At 39.9% G+C, this 19,890-nt stretch carries 20 protein-coding genes; 7 read left to right on the top strand and 13 right to left on the bottom strand.

The genetic code is table 11. The annotated features are described in order from the left end of the window. Positions 1 to 4 precede the first annotated feature (4 nt). The 4 genes from uvrC to IF202_RS02730 all read right to left on the bottom strand — a co-directional run bounded on the left by uvrC (position 5) and on the right by IF202_RS02730 (position 4,168). Positions 5 to 1,828, bottom strand: a complete 1,824-nt coding sequence (gene uvrC, locus IF202_RS02745; protein ID WP_191593332.1) for an excinuclease ABC subunit UvrC — start codon at positions 1,826 to 1,828, stop codon at positions 5 to 7. A 17-nt stretch (positions 1,829 to 1,845) separates the two neighbouring features. After that, positions 1,846 to 2,487, bottom strand: coding sequence for a response regulator (locus tag IF202_RS02740; RefSeq protein WP_191593331.1), 642 nt, complete (start codon positions 2,485 to 2,487; stop codon positions 1,846 to 1,848). 120 nt (positions 2,488 to 2,607) lie between these two features. After that, complete coding sequence (locus IF202_RS02735) at positions 2,608 to 3,390, bottom strand: replication protein P (RefSeq protein WP_235963176.1); 783 nt, start codon at positions 3,388 to 3,390, stop codon at positions 2,608 to 2,610. After that, a complete protein-coding gene (locus IF202_RS02730) occupies positions 3,356 to 4,168 on the bottom strand; it encodes a DnaT-like ssDNA-binding domain-containing protein (protein WP_191593330.1) in 813 nt (270 codons plus the stop codon). The genes IF202_RS02735 and IF202_RS02730 overlap by 35 nt, the downstream gene beginning before the upstream one ends. 417 nt (positions 4,169 to 4,585) lie before the next feature. Here IF202_RS02730 and IF202_RS02725 point away from each other — a divergent pair, with 417 nt between their 5' ends. The 5 genes from IF202_RS02725 (at position 4,586) to IF202_RS02705 (ending at position 6,761) form a co-directional block, all read left to right on the top strand. Then, positions 4,586 to 5,251 carry a Bax inhibitor-1/YccA family protein gene (locus tag IF202_RS02725; protein WP_191593329.1) on the top strand — a complete coding sequence of 222 codons (666 nt, stop codon included), beginning with the start codon at positions 4,586 to 4,588 and terminating at the stop codon, positions 5,249 to 5,251. 129 nt (positions 5,252 to 5,380) lie between these two features. Continuing rightward, entirely contained in the window at positions 5,381 to 5,773 is a 393-nt protein-coding gene (gene tusD, locus IF202_RS02720) for a sulfurtransferase complex subunit TusD (protein ID WP_191593328.1), read from the top strand. A 4-nt stretch (positions 5,774 to 5,777) separates the two neighbouring features. Continuing rightward, positions 5,778 to 6,125 (top strand): DsrE family protein, encoded by a 348-nt coding sequence (locus IF202_RS02715; protein WP_191593327.1) that lies wholly within the window; start codon positions 5,778 to 5,780, stop codon positions 6,123 to 6,125. A 2-nt stretch (positions 6,126 to 6,127) separates the two neighbouring features. Then, entirely contained in the window at positions 6,128 to 6,415 is a 288-nt protein-coding gene (locus IF202_RS02710; protein ID WP_191593326.1) for a DsrH/TusB family sulfur metabolism protein, read from the top strand. 25 nt (positions 6,416 to 6,440) lie between these two features. After that, positions 6,441 to 6,761, top strand: coding sequence for a TusE/DsrC/DsvC family sulfur relay protein (locus tag IF202_RS02705; protein ID WP_191593325.1), 321 nt, complete (start codon positions 6,441 to 6,443; stop codon positions 6,759 to 6,761). Between the two features lie 89 nt (positions 6,762 to 6,850). On the opposite strand, the gene cobA is transcribed toward IF202_RS02705, so the two are convergent. The 7 genes from cobA to IF202_RS02670 form a co-directional block, all read right to left on the bottom strand. Continuing rightward, positions 6,851 to 7,594 (bottom strand): uroporphyrinogen-III C-methyltransferase, encoded by a 744-nt coding sequence (cobA, locus tag IF202_RS02700; protein ID WP_191593324.1) that lies wholly within the window; start codon positions 7,592 to 7,594, stop codon positions 6,851 to 6,853. A gap of 56 nt (positions 7,595 to 7,650) precedes the next feature. Beyond that, on the bottom strand, positions 7,651 to 8,952 hold the full coding sequence (gene serS, locus IF202_RS02695) for a serine--tRNA ligase (protein WP_191593323.1): 1,302 nt from the start codon (positions 8,950 to 8,952) through the stop codon (positions 7,651 to 7,653). 64 nt (positions 8,953 to 9,016) lie between these two features. Next, positions 9,017 to 9,388, bottom strand: a complete 372-nt coding sequence (gene crcB / locus IF202_RS02690; RefSeq protein WP_191593322.1) for a fluoride efflux transporter CrcB — start codon at positions 9,386 to 9,388, stop codon at positions 9,017 to 9,019. Next, positions 9,385 to 10,743, bottom strand: coding sequence for a replication-associated recombination protein A (locus tag IF202_RS02685; protein ID WP_191593321.1), 1,359 nt, complete (start codon positions 10,741 to 10,743; stop codon positions 9,385 to 9,387). The genes crcB and IF202_RS02685 overlap by 4 nt, the downstream gene beginning before the upstream one ends. Beyond that, the gene (lolA, locus tag IF202_RS02680) at positions 10,743 to 11,372 is read right to left on the bottom strand and encodes an outer membrane lipoprotein chaperone LolA (protein WP_235963174.1); all 630 of its coding nucleotides are present in this window, start codon (positions 11,370 to 11,372) and stop codon (positions 10,743 to 10,745) included. Before lolA ends, IF202_RS02685 begins: the two co-directional genes overlap by 1 nt. Before the next feature lie 81 nt (positions 11,373 to 11,453). Beyond that, entirely contained in the window at positions 11,454 to 14,138 is a 2,685-nt protein-coding gene (locus IF202_RS02675) for a DNA translocase FtsK (protein ID WP_407943806.1), read from the bottom strand. Positions 14,139 to 14,297: 159 nt separating this feature from the next. Next, a complete protein-coding gene (locus tag IF202_RS02670; RefSeq protein ID WP_191593320.1) occupies positions 14,298 to 15,164 on the bottom strand; it encodes a hypothetical protein in 867 nt (288 codons plus the stop codon). Positions 15,165 to 15,699: 535 nt separating this feature from the next. On the opposite strand from IF202_RS02670, the gene aat reads away from it, so the two are divergent. Together aat and infA are read left to right on the top strand one after the other, a co-directional pair. Beyond that, positions 15,700 to 16,443 carry a leucyl/phenylalanyl-tRNA--protein transferase gene (aat, locus tag IF202_RS02665; RefSeq protein ID WP_191593319.1) on the top strand — a complete coding sequence of 248 codons (744 nt, stop codon included), beginning with the start codon at positions 15,700 to 15,702 and terminating at the stop codon, positions 16,441 to 16,443. 224 nt (positions 16,444 to 16,667) lie between these two features. Next, positions 16,668 to 16,886: a translation initiation factor IF-1 gene (gene infA, locus IF202_RS02660; protein ID WP_012070936.1), complete on the top strand. Its 219-nt coding sequence runs from the start codon at positions 16,668 to 16,670 to the stop codon at positions 16,884 to 16,886. A gap of 92 nt (positions 16,887 to 16,978) precedes the next feature. On the opposite strand, the gene clpA is transcribed toward infA, so the two are convergent. Further along, entirely contained in the window at positions 16,979 to 19,234 is a 2,256-nt protein-coding gene (clpA, locus tag IF202_RS02655) for an ATP-dependent Clp protease ATP-binding subunit ClpA (RefSeq protein WP_191593318.1), read from the bottom strand. A 20-nt stretch (positions 19,235 to 19,254) separates the two neighbouring features. Beyond that, entirely contained in the window at positions 19,255 to 19,602 is a 348-nt protein-coding gene (gene clpS / locus IF202_RS02650) for an ATP-dependent Clp protease adapter ClpS (protein ID WP_191593317.1), read from the bottom strand. Positions 19,603 to 19,890: the final 288 nt, after the last annotated feature.

Below are 19,890 nucleotides of genomic sequence, written 5' to 3'. Positions count from 1 at the left end.
CAGCTTAACTTTTATGAAGGTAAAGATAAATTTCTTCTGCCTTTTTAATACCAATTCCTTTTACTTTTGAAATGTCATCCTGACTGGCGGATAATAATTCCTGATAACCACCAAAGGCGGTTAAAAGCTCTTTACGACGATTTGGACCTATTCCTGGTATCTCTTCCAATATTGAATGACGACGCTTCTTATCTCTTCTACGGCGGTGAGTTTTTATAGCAAATCTGTGAGCCTCATCACGAATATGCTGAATCAAATGTAATGCTGACGAATCTGGCGGCAAAACCACCTCATCTTCTTTAGACCCGATATAAAGTGTTTCTAATCCTGGTTTGCGCGTATCACCTTTTGCTACGCCCAATAAAAAAATATCAACTAGGCCAAGCTCTTTTAATACATATTCAGCCTGAGTTAATTGACCTTTACCGCCATCTATCAACAGTACATCAGGCGCATCTAGCTCGCCGCTTTTTACACGTTTATAACGACGAGTTAAAGCTTGCTTCATTGCACCGTAGTCATCACCAGGCTCGACACCTTCTATATTGAAAGAACGGTAGCGTTTTTTATCTGGCCCATCCGGCCCAAATACAACACAGGACGCGACGGTTGCTTCACCACTAGAATGACTAATATCAAAACATTCCATGTGACTTGGTGGTTCAGAGAAACCTAATAATTTTTGCAATGCCGTCACACGACTAAAGTGGTTTCGTTTATCTGATAAACGAGCTTGCAATCCCTGCTCTGCATTTAGCTTGGCGAGGTCGAGCCATCTAGCACGCTGTCCTCTAACATTGCTGAACACTTCAATTTTCTTTTGTGTGGTTTCAAAAATACCTTCTATTAACGCCTGCCCATCTTCTAGCTCATGACTGACAATCAGATTTTTAGGTAATTCTTGTATACCACCGAGATAAAACTGTGCGATAAAAGACGAAAGCAACTCGCCCTCTGTTATCTCTATTGGCATTTTTGGGTAATGACTTTTACTGCCAACAACTTTGCCTTTGCGCACCATCATCACATGAACACACAAACCACCGGGCTGAATAATTGAAGCTATAACATCTGCATCACCCGTTTGTCCGTAAACGTGCTGTTGCTCTTGAATGTGTTTTAGCTGGATCACTTGATCACGCAGTTCGGCAGCACGTTCAAATTCCATGTCGGCAGCAGCAGAGGTCATTTGTGTTGTGATTTCAGAGGTTAGTTCTTGGTCTTTACCCTGTAAGAACATGCGTGCATGGCGCACGTCTAATTCGTACTCTTCATCGCTAATTAAGCCAACACAAGGCCCTGAACAACGCTTGATTTGATATTGTAAGCAAGGACGTGACCGGTTCGAGTATGTCGAATCTTCACACTGGCGCACTTTAAATACCTTCTGCATAGTATTCAGGCTTTCTTTTACTGCACCACCACTTGGAAAAGGACCATACAAAGTACCTTTATCTGTTTTATCGCCTCGACGAAATAACAAAGCTGGATGCTTATGGTTCGATAATAAAATATACGGGTAGGATTTATCGTCTCGTAGGAGAATATTGTAGGGCGGACGGTGTTGCTTAATGAGTGTTTGCTCAAGCAGCAAAGCTTCTGTTTCACTTTTGGTAACAGCAATTTCAATCGTGTGAATACGACCAACTAATGCCATTGTTTTCGTGGTGAGTCCTGTCACTCGAAAGTAACTTGCCACACGATTTTTTAGATTCTTGGCTTTTCCGACATACAATAATTCACCCTTTGTGCCATACATGCGATAAACGCCTGGCCGAGTGGTTAAATTACTAACAAAATGCTTAGGATCAAATTCAGAATGGCTCAAACAAACCTCATTTTCGCCTAGCCCATACCAAGCACATTATAACGTACCGCCATATGGATTAGCTCCACATCACTTTCTATGCTTAATTTGGTGAAAATACGTGTACGGTAAGTACTTACGGTTTTAGGACTCACATTTAAGTGCTCGGCAATTTCATTAGATTTTTTACAATCTACAATCATTTGAGCAACCTGTAGCTCTCTGTCTGATAGTTGTCCTAATGGCGAGCCATCTCCGTCAATTGAGAATTTAGATAACGCCATTTTTTGAGCAACGCTTTTAGAAATATAATGCTCGCCCTTAGAAACCACTTCAATAGCCTCTAACAGTTCAGACGTGTTTGTTCCTTTGGTTAAATACCCAGACGCGCCCGCTTCTAATAATTTTACTGGATAGAGGTTATCGTCTAATGCGGACAAAGCAATGATCTTTATTTTAGGAAGAATACGCTTTATTTCTTTGGTGGCACCTAAACCACCAATTCCAGGCATATGTACATCCATAAGAATAATATCCGGCAGCAATAATTTAGCCTGAATAATTGCTTCCTCTCCATTATGCACAACACCAACCACGTCTACACCAGTCACGTCTTGTAGTACACGGCTAATTCCTTGACTAACCACATCATGATCATCAACAATTAATACTTTCAACATAATCACCTTACCAAACGTTTCAATATCTTATGTAACTTTCACCGTGTGCAGATAAAATTTACATCGATAGCATCCTTGCTAGGATAAAACGTGTCGCATGACACAAATCAAATAGATTCACTATTCAGGAAGTTTATCTTTATAACCCATCTCTAAAAGTTTTTTCTGGCTAATTTCTCTGTAACGCTTACGCACTCCAGATCCATGAGTTTTTTGCGTGTAATAGAGTAAAGCCGCAACTTCTTCTTCTTCTATTGACAATTCTTTAGCTATTTTACTCGTTAGATCTGGAACACCTAGTGTGAGCTTATCTTCAATCATTATTATTTTGGGAATGACTAGACGCTCACCAGCGATCACTCGATCAACTATTGCGATGTATGCTTGCTCAAATAAAGTCCAGGATACACGCTCTTCTTCAGACTTTAATTTATACCAGCCAGCTTTTGAACCAGCAAAAAAAACAGCAGGATGACTCCACTTATAAGTAAGCGGATCAACTCGACAAGAGCAGGCTTCTAAGTACGCTGAACGTGGATCAGCCAAACCATATGCTTTATACGCTGTACTAATTAGTTTTAAAAACTCAGAGATGGTCGGCGGCCATGCGTACACTTCTTTCGTCCGCTCTACCGCGTAAGCTAACAATGGCTCTTGAAATCCTTTCAAAGCAATTGCCCACTCACGTTTCGCCAACTTCACTTCGTCAGGATTACTGTAAGCAGAGGCAAATTTATGAGTATAAATCGCCTTAAAACGAGCAAACAACATATTCACTAGAACGCGTGTTTGCTGCTCTGCCTCAGTTGGACCAGATTCACGACTTGTATTTCCGGCATTAAAAGAGCCTGTACCATAGGCTCCAGACTCACCAGTCTGTGTCGTGGATGTTTGTGAGGGCATCGCTAACCTGTTCTCGAGAGGTTTTATTAAATTTTGTACTGCCTGAGGTTCCTTCATATGAAGACCGATCCGATTGTTTGTATTGCCACTGACGTTTTACGTATTTAAAAAATTCGCTATTCCATGTTCTGACATTTTTACGCTGCTCTTTAATTCTTAGTAAAAATTCAGGCTGTAAAGACAAGGCAAAATCACGAGCGATACCGGCTTGCGTAATTTGCTCTAATGTTGCTTCTTCTGGCTGCCATTGATCAGGTTGACGAGAGCGTTCTTTTTGCTCAAGGTACAAATCAAAATCCGTTACGCCACGACGATCATTCGCTACAGGTGGAGAGAAAGGCGCATCATATTGCCTTACAGCCTGCTTCGCTGGGTAACTTTTAGGCTGAGGAGTAAATTCTTCTGGCTTTTCTCTAGATGCTTTATGCAATCTATCCATCTTACTCATCAACGCATCATCTTGAGGTGCTAATGCTGTCTCTTGTGTTCGCGCTATTTGTGTCGTCTTATTTGATGACACCAATTGAATGTCTAATATTTCGTCTTTGCGTTGAAAACTTAGTAGTTGACTAATCTGTAAGTTTGCCAACAATCGCATCAACATAGGCATAGTCCAAAAAGGCAGTTGGACGCTTAACCGACTTATTTCAACTCGTAAAACATGGGCGTTAGCGAGGTAAGCCTGCTGCTTTAAAAAAGTCAGCAGCACCGTTTCCTCTAACCCAATTTGGGCCGCCATAGAAAATGATATCGGTAATGAGTAGTCGTTATCCAACATAAATCTCGCTTCGCATATTTAGTACAATAGTTTACCAAAAGCTATCACTATAAGCACGATAACCTTCACAAACCATATGGCACTGAAAAAGGCAGATATCAAATATTAGAGGGCTATTTTTCATTTTTCCTGAACACGGTGGAGAAAAAAATTCCTTAATAGAACTAAGGGGCCATAGGTATAAGTATCCTAAACATTATCTTTATTTAAACAACGCCCCTCTAAATAAGAGTGATTTTAAACTCAATAAAAAGCAAAAAATGCCAATTAAGCTTAATTATTTTTAATTTTCCTCTATATTTTGCAGTTTTCTTCTATCTTTATCTCATTAGATAAACAATCTAACTTGAACTTTGGAACTTTCAACCGCATATTACGTCTTAGTAGACAGTTATAAACCTTAGAGGAATAATAATCATGCGTTATACGGAAGCCTTATCGGCACCTTCATCATCGTCACAAGCGGCAAATAAAACGCTTCGTAACACTTATGGACTTTTGTCTCTAACATTGTTATTCAGTGCATTTACAGCTGGTTTAAGCGTAACAATGAATCTACCACATCCAGGGTTGATCATTACTCTCGTGGGTTTTTATGGTTTATTATTCTTAACTCACAAATTTAAAAATAGCTCACTTGGCATTTTGTTTGTATTTGCTTTGACTGGTTTTATGGGACTAACTCTTGGCCCTATTTTAAGCATGTACTTAACTCTGCCTGGTGGTGGAAGTTTGATTATGTCAGCGCTAGGCATTACCGGCCTGTCATTCTTAGCATTATCTGCTTATGCGCTTATTTCAAAAAGAGATTTCAGCTTCCTTAACGGCTTCATCACAGTAGGTTTCTTTGTCCTATTATTTGCTGTTATCGCAGGCTTCTTTGTACAAATGCCAGCGCTTCAAATCTTCATCTCTGCGGGTTTTGCCTTGTTTTCTGCCGCTATTATTTTGCTGCAAACAAACCAAATCGTACGTGGTGGTGAAACAAACTACATTGTTGCGACTGTGAACTTGTATGTTTCTCTATACAACATGTTCCTTAGCATCTTATCTTTGCTTGGCATGGCAAATAGTGATGACTAGTACTTCTTTCTAACGAAAGTATAGAAGGAGAACAAACGCAAAATAAAAAAGGCCGCAGACTGCGGCCTTTTTTATGTGTAAACTTTATTAATCTGCTAATTTCATTTGCTTTATAAAGGTTGTTTTTTAATGCAATACACCCTGCTAATCACAGGCTCACCGTATCAAAGTAAAGCTTGCCACACTGCTCTTCGCTTTATGCAAGCAGCCTTAAAAAGATATCCTGACTGTATTAAAGGTGTGTTTTTTTATGAAGACGCCGTATTGATTGGTAATAAATTAAACCAACCACCTAGAGATGAAATACACCTAACAAAAGCGTGGCAGAACATTGCCAAAAAATACGATATATCATTGTATTTGTGTATTGCAGCAGCCGTGCGTCGCGGAATTATTAGTGAGGACGAAAGTCGTCGATACGAATTAAATCAACATTCCTTAGCTGAGCAATTCCAACTTGAAGGGTTAGGCACTTTGGTTGAACTCATGAACACCACAAATAAAATCATTCAGTTTAGGTAAACAAATGAAGAACACTTTAATTCACCTAAACAGTAGCCCCTATTCAAGTCTATCTTGTAAAGAAGGTTTGGACCTTGCTTTGGTTTTGGCGACTTTTGAACAAGCTGTTGATCTTTGTTTATCTGGCGCAGCGCTGTCTATTTTAGGAACTAATCAAAGCCCCGAAGTAGAACAAGGGAAAAATCTTCATAAATTACTAGAAGGTTTAGAATTTTACGATATTGAAAATATCTTTATCCAAGAGTCCCACCTAAATTCCAATACGGAACACACATGGCAAGGAACTCAAGCGCTCAACGAAACAGAGTGGAATCAGATGTTTTCAAATTACCAACAGGTTTTTCGGTTCTAATTATGACACTTCATCAAATAAACCAGCTTGCTTACACTGTCGACCTTGAAGAAACATGGCAAAACAGCCTTCAAACAGGCGACCAAATATTACTTATTGAAGAAGGTATTTTACGAACGACCCAACATAGTAATTCATTTAAAATACTTATAGATAAAAAAAATATCGAAATCTTCTATTTACAAAGTGATGTAAAAGCTTATGGATTAACACCTAAAATAGGAATATCACTTTCTGACGAAGAATGGGTAGAACTCACTTTTTCCGCCCAAGCAAATATAAGCTGGTAACGACTAGAAAGACGAGACTGCATTTATGGAAAATAAGACGCCAATTTTAGACGAAGAAGGCTATTTACTGAATTTACAAGATTGGACACCTGAACTAGCCAATCAATTAGCTAGAGAGCTCAATCTAGAACTTACCGATGCTCATTGGGAAATCATTCATTTACTCCGCAACTTCTACAATGAATACGAAGTATCTCCTGCCATGCGACCTTTAGTAAAAACTGTTAGCAAAGCACTTGGTTCAGAGAAAGGCAGAAGCATTTACTTAATGACACTTTTTCCTGGCAGTCCACCAAAGTTAGCCGCGAAAATTGCAGGTTTACCAAAACCCGCCAACTGCTTGTAATAGATTTGATTACTATCTAATCAATAAAAAAACGGAGCTTTAACTTAATGAACTCCGCTTTTTTATTTTCTATTTATGGAAATTACGAATTAGTACTTCCCATACCATTCTAGTTTTTCCTGTAAGGTTACGACTTCACCAATAATTAATAAAGCCGGTGATTTCGCTTCATTTTTTATCGAAACATCATAGGCATGTTCAATTGTCGATGTGAAAACACGCTGCTCTTTAGTGGTGCCTTTTTCGACAATGGCGACAGGCATAGATGGCTTCATACCAAACTTCATCAGAGACTGACTTATCTCCTTTAAGCCTGTTAAGCCCATATAGATAACTAAAGTTTGAGCTGGATGAACCAATTCTTCCCACGGAAGATCAGTTGTCCCATCTTTTAAATGCCCAGTTAAAAATCGCACTGATTGAGCATAATCACGATGCGTTAAAGGAATTCCTGCATACGCAGCACAACCAGCGGCAGCAGTTACACCCGGCACAACTTCGAATGCCACATTTTCTTCAATTAACTCTTCTAGCTCTTCACCGCCTCGGCCGAAGATAAAAGGGTCGCCGCCTTTAAGACGAACTACCATATTACCTTCTTTAGCCTTACGAGCCAGCAAGCTGTTAATTTCGTTTTGCGGAAGGCTATGAAGTGATTTAGCCTTACCTACGTACATTTTTTCTGCTGTTTCAGGAATCAGATCGATAATTTCTTTACCAACCAATCGATCATATAAAACCACATCCGCCATTTTTAATAAGCGATAAGCTTTTAACGTTAATAATTCTGGATCCCCTGGACCCGCACCAATCAAATAGACCTTGCCCGTCATAATTTGCTCTCATACAAAAAAAGCCTCCTACGAGGCTTTTTTATTAGTCCTGTAAATTACGCTTTTTTCAAAAGCGTTTTGCCACCCATGTAAGGAATTAGTACATCAGGAATACGCACACTTCCATCGGCATTTTGATAATTTTCTAGTACTGCAACCAAGGTACGCCCAACGGCTAGTCCAGAACCATTCAAAGTGTGTGCCAATTCTGGGCGACCCGTTTCAGGGTTACGCCATCTAGCCTGCATTCGGCGAGCTTGGAAGTCACACATGTTAGAACAAGAAGAAATTTCACGGTATTTCGCTTGGCCTGGCAACCAAACTTCAATGTCATAAGTCTTATGTGCAGAGAAACCAAGATCACCACCACATAGAATGACAGTACGATAAGGAAGTTCTAATTTTTGCAAGATGGCTTCCGCATGCCCCACAAGCTCCTCAAGCACCTCTTCAGAGCGATCTGGACGACAAACATGCACAAGCTCAACTTTTTCAAACTGATGCTGACGGATCATACCGCGCGTATCACGACCATAGCTGCCCGCTTCACTACGGAAGCAAGGAGTATGCGCCACAAATTTCTTATGCAAATCTGCATCATTTAAAATTTCATCACGTACCAAATTAGTCACTGGCACTTCAGCAGTTGGAATCAAATAAAGATCATTATTTCCACTGTCTTTGTCGACAGGCACTTTAAAAAGATCTGCTTCAAATTTAGGAAGTTGACCAGTACCTTTTAGTGAATGCGAGTTTACCAAGTAAGGAACATAAACTTCGCTATAACCATGTACATCGGCGTGCGTATTGATCATGAACTGAGTCAAGGCACGGTGAAGTCGAGCTAGATCTGAATGCATAACGGCAAAACGAGATCCTGTAATTTTAACTGCCGCTTCAAAATCCAGCATTTCCATCGCTTCACCAAGGTCCACATGATCTTTTGGCTCGAAATCAAAGGCTTTAGGTTGACCCCAACGGCGAATTTCTATGTTGTCATCTTCTGTTTTACCTTCTGGCACAGATGAGTGAGGAAGATTTGGAATGCCTTCTAACAAAGCCTCCATGGCTAACTGAACTTCGTTTAGCAGGTCTTTCGCTGCATTTAAATCATCGCCCAATGTAGCTGTTTGAGCTTTAAGTTCAGCCGCTTTATCTTTCTCACCAGACTTCATCGCCTGACCAATTTCTTTGGATACCGAGTTACGCTCTTGCTGCAGCTGTTCAGTTTCTACCTGAATGGCTTTACGACGCTCTTCTAAGGAAGAAAAAGTCGCCACATCTAACTCATAACCTTTCTTTTTAAGTTGAGCCGCAATGGCTTCTGGGTCAGCACGCAACGCTTTAATGTCTAACATTTCTGCAACAGTATCCTTTTTAACAACGTAATAAGAAACCAACTCATTTCAATCAAAAAATGAATTAGAAAAATCTAGCTATGGCCATGCCTATGGCAAGGCCAACAATACCTAAAATACAACTCAATAATAAATAGCTTATCGCACTTAGCCAAGCCTGCATGTTAATAAGCGAGACAATTTCTAACGAAAAAGTCGAAAATGTTGTAAATGCACCTAAAAAACCCACCATTATCAAAGGACGATAGGGTTCAAGTAACGGCATTCGCTCACTTATTACCACAAACGCAACGCCCATTAACACACAACCGACTACATTAATTAGCATGGTTGCAAGTGGAAAATGATGCTGCCAATAACTGTTAATCCATCTTGTCATACCATATCGGCTTAACGCACCGAAGGCTCCGCCAATCGCGATCATAAAATACATCATAGGTCTTTTTCTCGTGACATGAACTCATAACGCTTACGATCACTCTGATCATCCAGCCCAGATAACCACGCTAACTTATCAGTGATTTTTTTCTCCAACCCACGATCTGTCGGTTGATAATAACGCATCTCAGCAAGCTCTTCTGGCAAATAGTTCTCGCCAGCGGCATAAGCATGCTCTTCATTATGAGCGTAACGATATTCATCACCATGCCCCATACTTTTAGCCAATGATGTTGGAGCATTACGTAAGTGGTTTGGCACCTCATAACTTGGCTGATCAGCAACATCAGACATAACTTGATTAAACGCCTGATAAACCGCATTGCTTTTAGGCGCACTCGCCATATAAACTGCAGCTTGTGCTATTGCTCGATTTCCTTCACCTGGGCCAACACGCTCAAACACATCCCACGCATTTAAACCTACCTGTAATGCTCTTGGGTCTGCATTTCCTATATCTTCTGACGCAATCGCCAACAAACGCCGTGCAATATACAAAGGGTCGCAACCACCATCTAACATACGCGCCATCCAATACAAGGCACCATCCGGAGAAGAGCCTCGGACCGACTTGTGAAAAGCAGATATCTGATCGTAAAAAACATCACCTTTACGATCAAAACGACGGACACTTCCACCTAATACATCTTCTAACTGTTCTTGCGTCACCTCGCTTTCGGGCTCCACAAGATCAGATAATATTTCTAAAAAATTCAAGCCACGTCGAATATCGCCATCTGCGGCTTGCGCTAACACAGAAACAAAATACTCCGATATCTGAAACCCACCGCTTCCTATTCCTTTTTCACGGTCTTCAATAGCTCGAATCAAAACAGCCTCAACATCTTCTGTTGATGGTGTTTTTAACCGATAAACACGCGCTCTTGATAGCAACGCAGAATTCAATTCAAAAGCAGGATTTTCTGTGGTGGCACCAATAAACAAAAAAGTGCCATCTTCAATAAAGGGTAAAAATGCGTCTTGCTGGGATTTATTAAACCGATGCACTTCGTCAACAAACAAGACTGTTTGCGTTCCATTCATCATACGCAGTTGTTTTGCTTGATCTACGGCAGCACGAATTTCTTTTACGCCAGACATCACTGCGGATATCTCAATAAATTGCGCATCTAAAGCATGTGACAGTAATTGAGCAAAGGTCGTTTTGCCAACTCCTGGCGGCCCCCATAAAATAAAGGAATGGCAATTCCCTGTTTCAACCATTCTTCGTAGTGGTTTTCCCGGACCGACTAAATGCGCTTGCCCGATATAATCATCCAAAGATGCAGGTCGCATTCTGGCAGCAAGAGGCTTATAAGCCTCTGTCGGCACATCCGAGAAAAGATCTTTCATTACCGACCTTCTACAATGACGTCTACATTATCAGGTAAATCTAAAGAGAAATTCTCTTTAGCCACACCCTTATGGGTTTCAACATTTTTAAACTCAATAACAGTTGTTTGCCCTAGTGCGTCTAAAATAGTCATAGTGCTGATTACTTTATTTTCGAATGACAAGGTTAACGTCTGAAATAAATCTTGGCCTTCTTTAGGTGACAAGCTAAATTGACCACCACCCAATGACTCTACTTTATAGTTAGGCAACACTTCTGAAGCAGGTTGACCAAGCAAGGCTGCAGGAGAACTTGATATCGAATCAGATACCGCTTTTTGCGTTGCTTGCTCTAAATCCACATCCCATACTGTAATAGTTTTACCATCTGAAACGATACGCTGAGCAAAAGGTGTAACACTATCCCAAACAAATTGATTAGGTTTTGCTAAAAGAAATACACCTTGACTGACTTGTAACTCTTTACCCTTTTCATCATAAGTAACCTGTCGAAACTCACCTTCAATATTCCGATTTACCTCTAACAAGTTTTCAACTGAACGAACAACATTGTCATTTTCTTGCGCTATAGCGGCTTGAAAAGAAAATAAAACGGTTACGACACACATTGTGATTAATTTATTTATCAAAGCACTTCTCCATATAACTGCCCCAAGAAAGCATTTTCTAATAATCAGCATAAAAGTAGCTGCTTAAAAAACTGTAAAAAATCACTCAGGAATTAAAATCTCGCGCTGCCCATTAGTTCCCATTGGACCAACTAAGCCTGCCGATTCCATTGATTCGACCAAATTCGCCGCTCTGTTGTAGCCTATTTTTAAACGTCGTTGAACAGATGAGATAGAAGCTTTACGCGTTTCTAACACAATTTTCACAGCTTCATCATAAAGAGCGTCTTTGTCTTCACTATTATCATTGGACATCAAGTCTTCAGGGTTCACAACAACATCGTTAATATACGCAGGCTCACCTCTTTTTTTCCACTCCTCTACAACCGCATGCACTTCTTCATCAGAAACAAAAGCCCCATGCACCCGAATTGGCGTTGGCAAGCCCGCAGGTAAATACAGCATGTCACCCATACCTAAAAGCTGATCTGCGCCACCTTGATCCAAAATTGTACGAGAATCAATTTTTGAAGAAACCTGAAATGCCATTCGCGTTGGTATATTAGCCTTAATTAGGCCCGTAATTACGTCAACAGAAGGTCGCTGTGTGGCCAGAATCAAATGTATACCGGCCGCTCTCGCCTTTTGTGCAATCCGAGCAATCAATTCTTCAACTTTTTTGCCAACAATCATCATCATGTCTGCAAATTCATCCACGATAATAACGATATAAGGCAAAGGCTCTAAATGCGGAACTGTACGCGCAACACCGTCTTCAGAGAACATCGCCATTTCTGGTTGCCATAATGGGTCTTCAATTGGTGAACCAGCATCCATAGCATCACGAACTTTTTTGTTGTAGCCTGCGATGTTACGCACGCCCAGTTTTGACATTAATTTATAGCGACGCTCCATTTCATCAACCGACCAACGCAAACCATTCGCTGCATCTTTCATATCAGTAATAACAGGCGTTAAAAGATGGGGGATGCCTTCGTAAATAGACAGCTCAAGCATCTTTGGGTCAACCATGATCATACGAACTTCGTCTGGCGTTGACTTCAGCAACATACTTAAGATCATGGCATTCACACCAACAGATTTACCTGAGCCTGTTGTACCGGCCACAAGAACGTGAGGCATTTTTGCCAAATCAACAACCACCGGCTCACCAGAAATATCATGACCAAGAGACAATGTAAGTGGAGATGACGCTCGATCATACATATCACAATTAATGACCTCAGAAAAAGAAACAGTGTCACGAACTTGATTCGGAATCTCGATACCTATGGTTGATTTCCCTGCAATAACTTCAACCACTCGCACACTCATCACACTTAAAGAACGTGCGAGATCTTTTGCCAAATTCGTAATTCTAGAAACTTTTACTCCAGGCGCTGGCTGTATCTCAAAGCGAGTGATAACAGGCCCAGGGTTTACTTCGACAACTTCCGCCTTCACACCAAAATCTTGTAGGCGCAATTCTAAAAGTTCAGATAATTCCAGCAACTCATTCTCTGAATACCCACCTTGCTTAGGTTTAGGCTTAGTTAAGACACTGCGATCAGGTAATGAATAAGCTTTTTGTTCAGACTTAATACCCTCTTCATTTGCAGAAGGCCCACCCAAAGAATCTAATTGTTTCGCTTCTGATAGAGTACGAAATGCAGGCTTATGGGCTGTTGGTGTTATTTCAGCTTTTTCTTCTTGGAACAACATAGCATCCGCTTGCGCTTTTGATACCCCAGAAGTCCGGAGCCCTTTACTATCATTTTCCTTGACCTTACTGTCATTAGTAGCAAAAGATGATGAGGTATTTGTATTTTCTGTATCAAATGACTCCTCTATATAAAGCGTATCATCAAAACTCATATCACCATCATCGATAGAAAGGGAGTCTAGATCAGAAAAGCTAGGCTCTTCATGAATCTTAACCTCCTCATCTGCAGAAACGTTATGAGACTTAGAAAAAATTGAGGTCAGCCCAAATCGAGTTTTTTTAATTTTTGACAGCTCATCTAATGCAGACTCATCTACAGACAAATCTTCAACAGTAACTTCTTCTTTTTGCGCATTCCTTCTTTTACGAACAATCGCAGGCTCTTCAGACTCTTCAACTTCATCATTTACACTATCAATAGCTGTACTTTCTTTATTTTTTTTCTCTTCACGGTGATTTGACCATTTCTGGCGAATATACATCACAAGGTTAAAAGCCATTTCACCCAATCTATCCATTAGACTCAACCAATGCAGTTGAGACAATAATGTAAAAGATAAAACGACTAAAGCTAGACTCACTAACGTGGCGCCATCATATCCAATGAAACCATAAAGCAAACGCCCTAAGCCATCGCCTAATATACCGCCAGTACCATATTGAAGAGAGGGCTCACCAACCGTGTGTAAAAAACATAAGACAGAGCCAAAAGATAAATACAAGATACTACCAATAGTACAAAGCAAGGCATTATTAAGTGGTAACAGTGAATGAGGGTTACACCATAAGATAATAGCAACCCAAAAGAATAAAGGAGGTAGTGAATAGAATAGTGAACCGAAAAAACCAGATATTAGATCGGCAATAGTAGCCCCTATTGGGCCCATAGAGTTTTGAACAACGCTGCCATTGCCAGAATAAAACCAACCAGCATCTTCGGGACTGTAGCTATAGGTAGCTAAAGCAAAGAAGAATAAAACTAACAAAGCTGTAATGAACGCAGCTTGCTTTGCGAACATATCCCAAATTGGTGATCGTACCGACTCACTCATATTTTCTGACAAAACGCGTCTTCCTATTTTATGCTAATCAAGACAAATACATGCTCCAAAACACGGAGTCACAAGTTTGCCCATCTTACCATAAAAAAAGCCAGCCCAAAGGGCTGGCTTTCGCTTTACGCTAAGAAAATCTTTTAAGACAAAAGTCTATAAAGAAAAGTCTTAGAAAGAAGCTTCAGCACCAACTACAGAGTAATCTGCAGTTGCATCAGCTTCGTAATCTACGTAAGAGAAGTAGTAACGAATATCACCTGGCTGGTAATTAAGAGTTGCTTCAGTAACACCTTGATCTGCGTAATCAGTACCTACAGCAGACTCACCTTCTTGAGAGTAATGCTGTAGTGCAGCAGTAAACTCTTCTGTAATAGCAAGATCTAGACCTAAACCAATGTTACTAACATCAGCATCAGCAAGTGAACCACCTTGGTAGAAAGCAGAAACAGAAAGCATATCGCCTACAGGAACGCTAACACCTAAAGTTAAGATTACGTTATCAATGTCACTAGTGAATTTGTAAGCACCAGATACACCAATAGTAGCGATATCTACTTGAGTTTCAAAAGCGAAAGATGCAGTACCAGTACTGTCACCCTCTGCAATTTCAGCAGCAATTGTTAGTGAATCAGATACAGCGTAACGAATCGCTAGATCATCACCTAGATCTTCTTTAGCATCATCGTTATCTTCTTCAACGCCAGCACTAAATGCTGCAGCATCTGCAAGAGAACCGTCAAAATCACCAAACATAACAGCGCCAGTTTTAACGTAGATTTCGTCTAAGTCAAAGCCGCCATCAGAAGAAGTTGTAGCACCTTCCATGTCTAGATCGAAATAAACAAGACCAGTATCACCGATGATGTTAACTTCACCTTGTGAGTTTGCAGCATCTGTACCAGCATCGTCAGCGAATGCTTTGTACTCAAGACCAGCAGTACCTTTAAAAACAGGCTCAGCAGCTAGAGTTGTTGTAGATACAGCAGCCGCAACAGCAGATACCGCGAAGATAGAAGCAAGTTTAATCGCTTTCATTCAAAATTCCCCTTTAAATTATATAATATGGCCTTGTAGACCCATTCGATTTAGCTTATCTAACTAGAAAACGCTGTAATTAACGATTTCCATATCTTAAAACTAATCAGTTTCACTTTCATGACAAACATCAAAAAAGTAAAGCATCCTGTAGTTCCTAACATCGTATTTACAAAGCACAGTTTAGGACTAACTCAATTAAACCTAAACTCTCACCTACTGGTCAAGTGTTCGTTTGCACTTTTTAACTTTTTTTTTACATTTTTGATCATTTTTCCATCAAAAAGATTCAAACCAAGTAAAAACACACACTCACTTACACTTTATTATGCATATAATATATAATTAATCACATCATTGCGTCAATTAATTGTAAGTTTCTTAGTTTTTTTAGGACCTATACCCTAAACATCAAAAAAAGTAAACACCACACACTTACTATCTACTTTATAACAAACAATAAGCCTCTAGATCGCCTTTTATGCTTAAAAAAATTACAATTGAAAAATGAAATTATTGAAAAAGTAAATGACATATGACTGATAGCACCAAAAGCAATGAACCAAGACTTATACTACTTTCAGAATCACCTTATGACACACCAAACCCAGACGACACACTACAAGACCCTGAAGGCTTATCTGCTGTTGGTGGAGACCTATCCTCCACACGGTTAATACATTTATACAGCAAAGGCTTTTTCCCTTGGTTTAGCGATCCCGATCCAATTTTATGGTGGCATCCTGAACAAAGGTGCGTTATTCACCCCAAACACTTCCATTTATCAACATCACTTAAAAAATCCATTAAAAAAAACGTATGGACTTTTTCCATCAACAAGAAGTTTGAAGCCGTTATTGCTCATTGCTCAGCCTTACGAGCAGATAAGGAAGGCACATGGATATCGGACGACATAAAAAGTGCATACACAGAATTAAATAAGTTAGGTTATGCCCACTCCATCGAAATATGGAAAGATGGACAGCTAGCTGGCGGTTTTTACGGTGTCGCAATGGGTAACATGTTCTTCGGAGAGTCTATGTTTTCATTAGCGCCTAACGCATCTAAAATAGCCTTAAAAGTATTTTGCAGCATCGCTGAAAGCTGCGGAATAAAACTCATAGACTGCCAAGTAGAATCAGACCATCTACTGTCTTTAGGAGCTACTATTATAGATAGGAAAGAATTCTGTAAAAAACTAGAACAGTTAATTCCTACCCCAGATACAAACAAAGCACTAATAAGTATTGGTAAAAAAGCTCAAAACCAACCTATTTAGCATAAAAATAGCTTAGATAAAAACACAACTAAGTTTGCCTTACGTCGTATTTTTAGGCAAAATATGCTCGATCAAAATTCAGACGTCGCTAAATTTACATTTAAGTTGAAAATTTGGCGTTCAATTGACAAAAGAGAAACATTTTTTCCCTTTGTCTGTAGACCTTCGAATAATGCATGGTCGGCGTCTACTAAATAATTAGTTAACACCATAGGACACATATTGTGGCAAAAGAAGAAGGTTTAGAAATGGAGGGCACTATCATTGATACGCTGCCTAACACCATGTTCCGTGTTGAATTAGAAAACGGACACGTTGTAATTGCTCATATCTCTGGAAAAATGCGTAAAAACTACATCCGTATTTTAACTGGCGATAAAGTAAAAGTAGAACTAACACCTTATGACCTTTCGAAAGGTCGTATTGTTTATCGTGCCCGTTAATTTAAGCGTTTAAAAAACACTTAAATAGCAAACAGGTATAATAGACATAAAAAAACCGGGCATAGTCCGGTTTTTTTATGTCTGCTTGAAAACTAGTGAACAACCGCTTCCTTTATTACTTCAAACTTAAGTTCATCACTTTTCTCATCTAATGATACTTTTACATGACCACCATCATGTAAGCCGCCAAAAAGAATCTGATCCGCCAAAGGCTTTTTCAAATATTCCTGAATAACACGAGCCATTGGGCGAGCACCCATTTGACGATCATAACCTTTATTTGCCAACCACCCCCTCGCAGTATCAGACACTTCTAGCATCACACCTTTAGGGTCCAACTGAACCTGTAATTCAACCAAAAACTTATCAACTACATTAAAAATAATGCGTTCATCAAGCTGCTGAAACTGAATAACGGCATCAAGTCGGTTTCTAAACTCTGGCGTGAAAGTACGATTAATTGCCTCTATACCATCAGTCGAATTGTCCTGGCTTGAGAAACCAATCGAACGACGAGCTAAATCTTCTGCGCCTGCGTTTGACGTCATGACTAAAATGACATTACGAAAATCCGCTTTGCGACCATTATTATCTGTCAAAGTACCATGATCCATTACCTGCAAAAGCAAGTTAAAGACTTCAGGGTGTGCCTTTTCAATTTCATCAAGCAAGACCACACTGTGTGGATTTTTAGTCACGGCCTCAGTAAGCAATCCACCTTGATCGAATCCTACATAACCTGGTGGCGCACCAATCAGGCGAGATACCGCATGGCGCTCCATGTATTCGGACATATCAAAACGAATTAACTCTAGTCCTAATTGCTTCGCTAGTTGCTTCGTAATTTCGGTTTTACCAACACCTGTTGGTCCCGCCATCAAGAAAGAACCTATTGGTTTTTGCTCTGCTTTTAAGCCAGCGCGAGACAATTTAATCGCCGCTGACAAAGAGTCGATTGCATTATCTTGACCAAACACCACCATTTTTAGATTTCGCTCTAGATTTGACAGCACTTTCCTATCGTCAGAATTGACAGCCTTCACTGGCACTCTAGCAATTTTAGAAACAATATCTTCAATTTCTGTCACCGTAATAACAGATTTACGCGTTTCTTCGGGCTGCAAACGCTGATATGCACCAGCCTCGTCAACGACATCAATAGCTTTATCTGGCATATGACGATCTGTTACGTAGCGCTGCGCTAATTCAGAAGCTGCCAATAGCGCAGATTCTTCGTATTTGATTTTATGATGCTCTTCAAATGAGCCAATAATGCCTTTTAAAATTTGGTAAGTATCATCAACACTAGGTTCATTAACATCAATTTTTTGGAAACGACGAGCCAAAGCATGATCTTTTTCAAACACACCTCGAAACTCTTGAAAGGTTGTTGAGCCAATACAGCGCAAACCACCAGAACTAAGCACCGGTTTCAATAAATTTGACGCATCCATAACGCCACCTGACGCTGCACCAGCACCGATAATGGTATGAATTTCGTCAATAAACAAAATTGCATGAGGTAGCTTTTTCAACTCACCCAACAATTGCTTAAGTCGTTTCTCAAAATCACCACGATATTTAGTACCTGCTAATAAGGCGCCTAAATCTAAAGAATAAACAACACCATCAGCGATCACATCAGGCACTTGTCCATCAACGATACGTTTAGCTAAGCCTTCTGCAATAGCCGTTTTACCAACTCCAGATTCACCCACTAATAACGGATTGTTTTTACGACGACGTGAAAGCGTCTGTATCACACGCTCGACTTCGTATTCTCGACCAATTAACTTGTCAATTCTTCCAGCTTTCGCCTCTTCATTAAGGTTGGTCGTGAACTTCTGTAATGGCACAACTGTGGAGTCATCCGACTCTTCGTCTTGCTCTGCCTCTTGCGAAGAAGATTCACCTGACTTAGATATGCCATGAGCAACAAAATTAACCACATCAATACGTGCAACACCGTGCCGCTTTAATAAGTAAACAGTCTGGCTTTCTTGCTCACTGAAAATAGCCACCAATACATTTGCACCAGTAACTTCACGCTTACCAGATGACTGCACATGAAAAACAGCTCGTTGTAGTACACGCTGAAAGCCTAGTGTTGGTTGAACTTCTCGCTCTTCATCATCCACAGGAATTAAAGGCGTTGTACTATTAACAAACTCCTCAAGCTCCTTACTTAATACATCTAAATTAACACTACATGCTTTTAAAACACTTAATGCAGCAGGATTTTCAATGAGAGCCAACAACAAATGCTCTACTGTCATGAATTCATGGCGTTTGTCACGCGCCGCTTTAAACGCTGTATTCAGGGTTTGCTCTAGTTCTTTATCTAACATTGCTATTCCCTCACTCTGAATCAGTCGACCTTTTGTAGGTCACACATTAAAGGGTGCTCATTTTGCTCTACGAACTGTTGTACCATTGCCACTTTCGTCTCTGCAATATCAAAAGGATAAATACCACAAACACCTTTTCCTTTTTGATGTACTTCCAACATCACTTGATTCGCCTTCTCCCCATCCATAGAGAAAAACCTCTGCAAAACAAACACAACAAAATCCATCGGCGTAAAGTCATCATTAAACAATACTACTTGATACATTGAAGGCGGTTGCAGCTCTACCTCTTCTGGAGCAATAGCTATATTAACGTTCCCATGCTGCTCATCTTCTGATACTAGTCTAATTTTATGGTTTACAATCATCCCATGCCTCTGAGGCTACAATTTTTTACGTAATTTGCCTAATTCGGCGCACTACCACTTAATTTTTCATATTTCTTAACTATATATACCATTCATTGCCCTTTGAATTTTACAAATTGAAAAAGGACTTCTACTCTCATTATTAGGGCATTATTTATGCAATCAATCTTTGGTCTTAGATTTAATGAATAAATTCTAGCACTGATTGATAAAAAACAACTTGCAGCTATTTAGTAAGCTGAGGAATTAAACCTATATTTAAAAAAAACCGTATTCATATCATGGCTC

This window comes from Marinomonas colpomeniae (assembly GCF_014803385.1).
Taxonomy (GTDB): domain Bacteria; phylum Pseudomonadota; class Gammaproteobacteria; order Pseudomonadales; family Marinomonadaceae; genus Marinomonas; species Marinomonas colpomeniae.
Note: the sequence above shows the minus strand (reverse complement) of the source record. Positions and strands in the feature narration are given on the sequence as shown.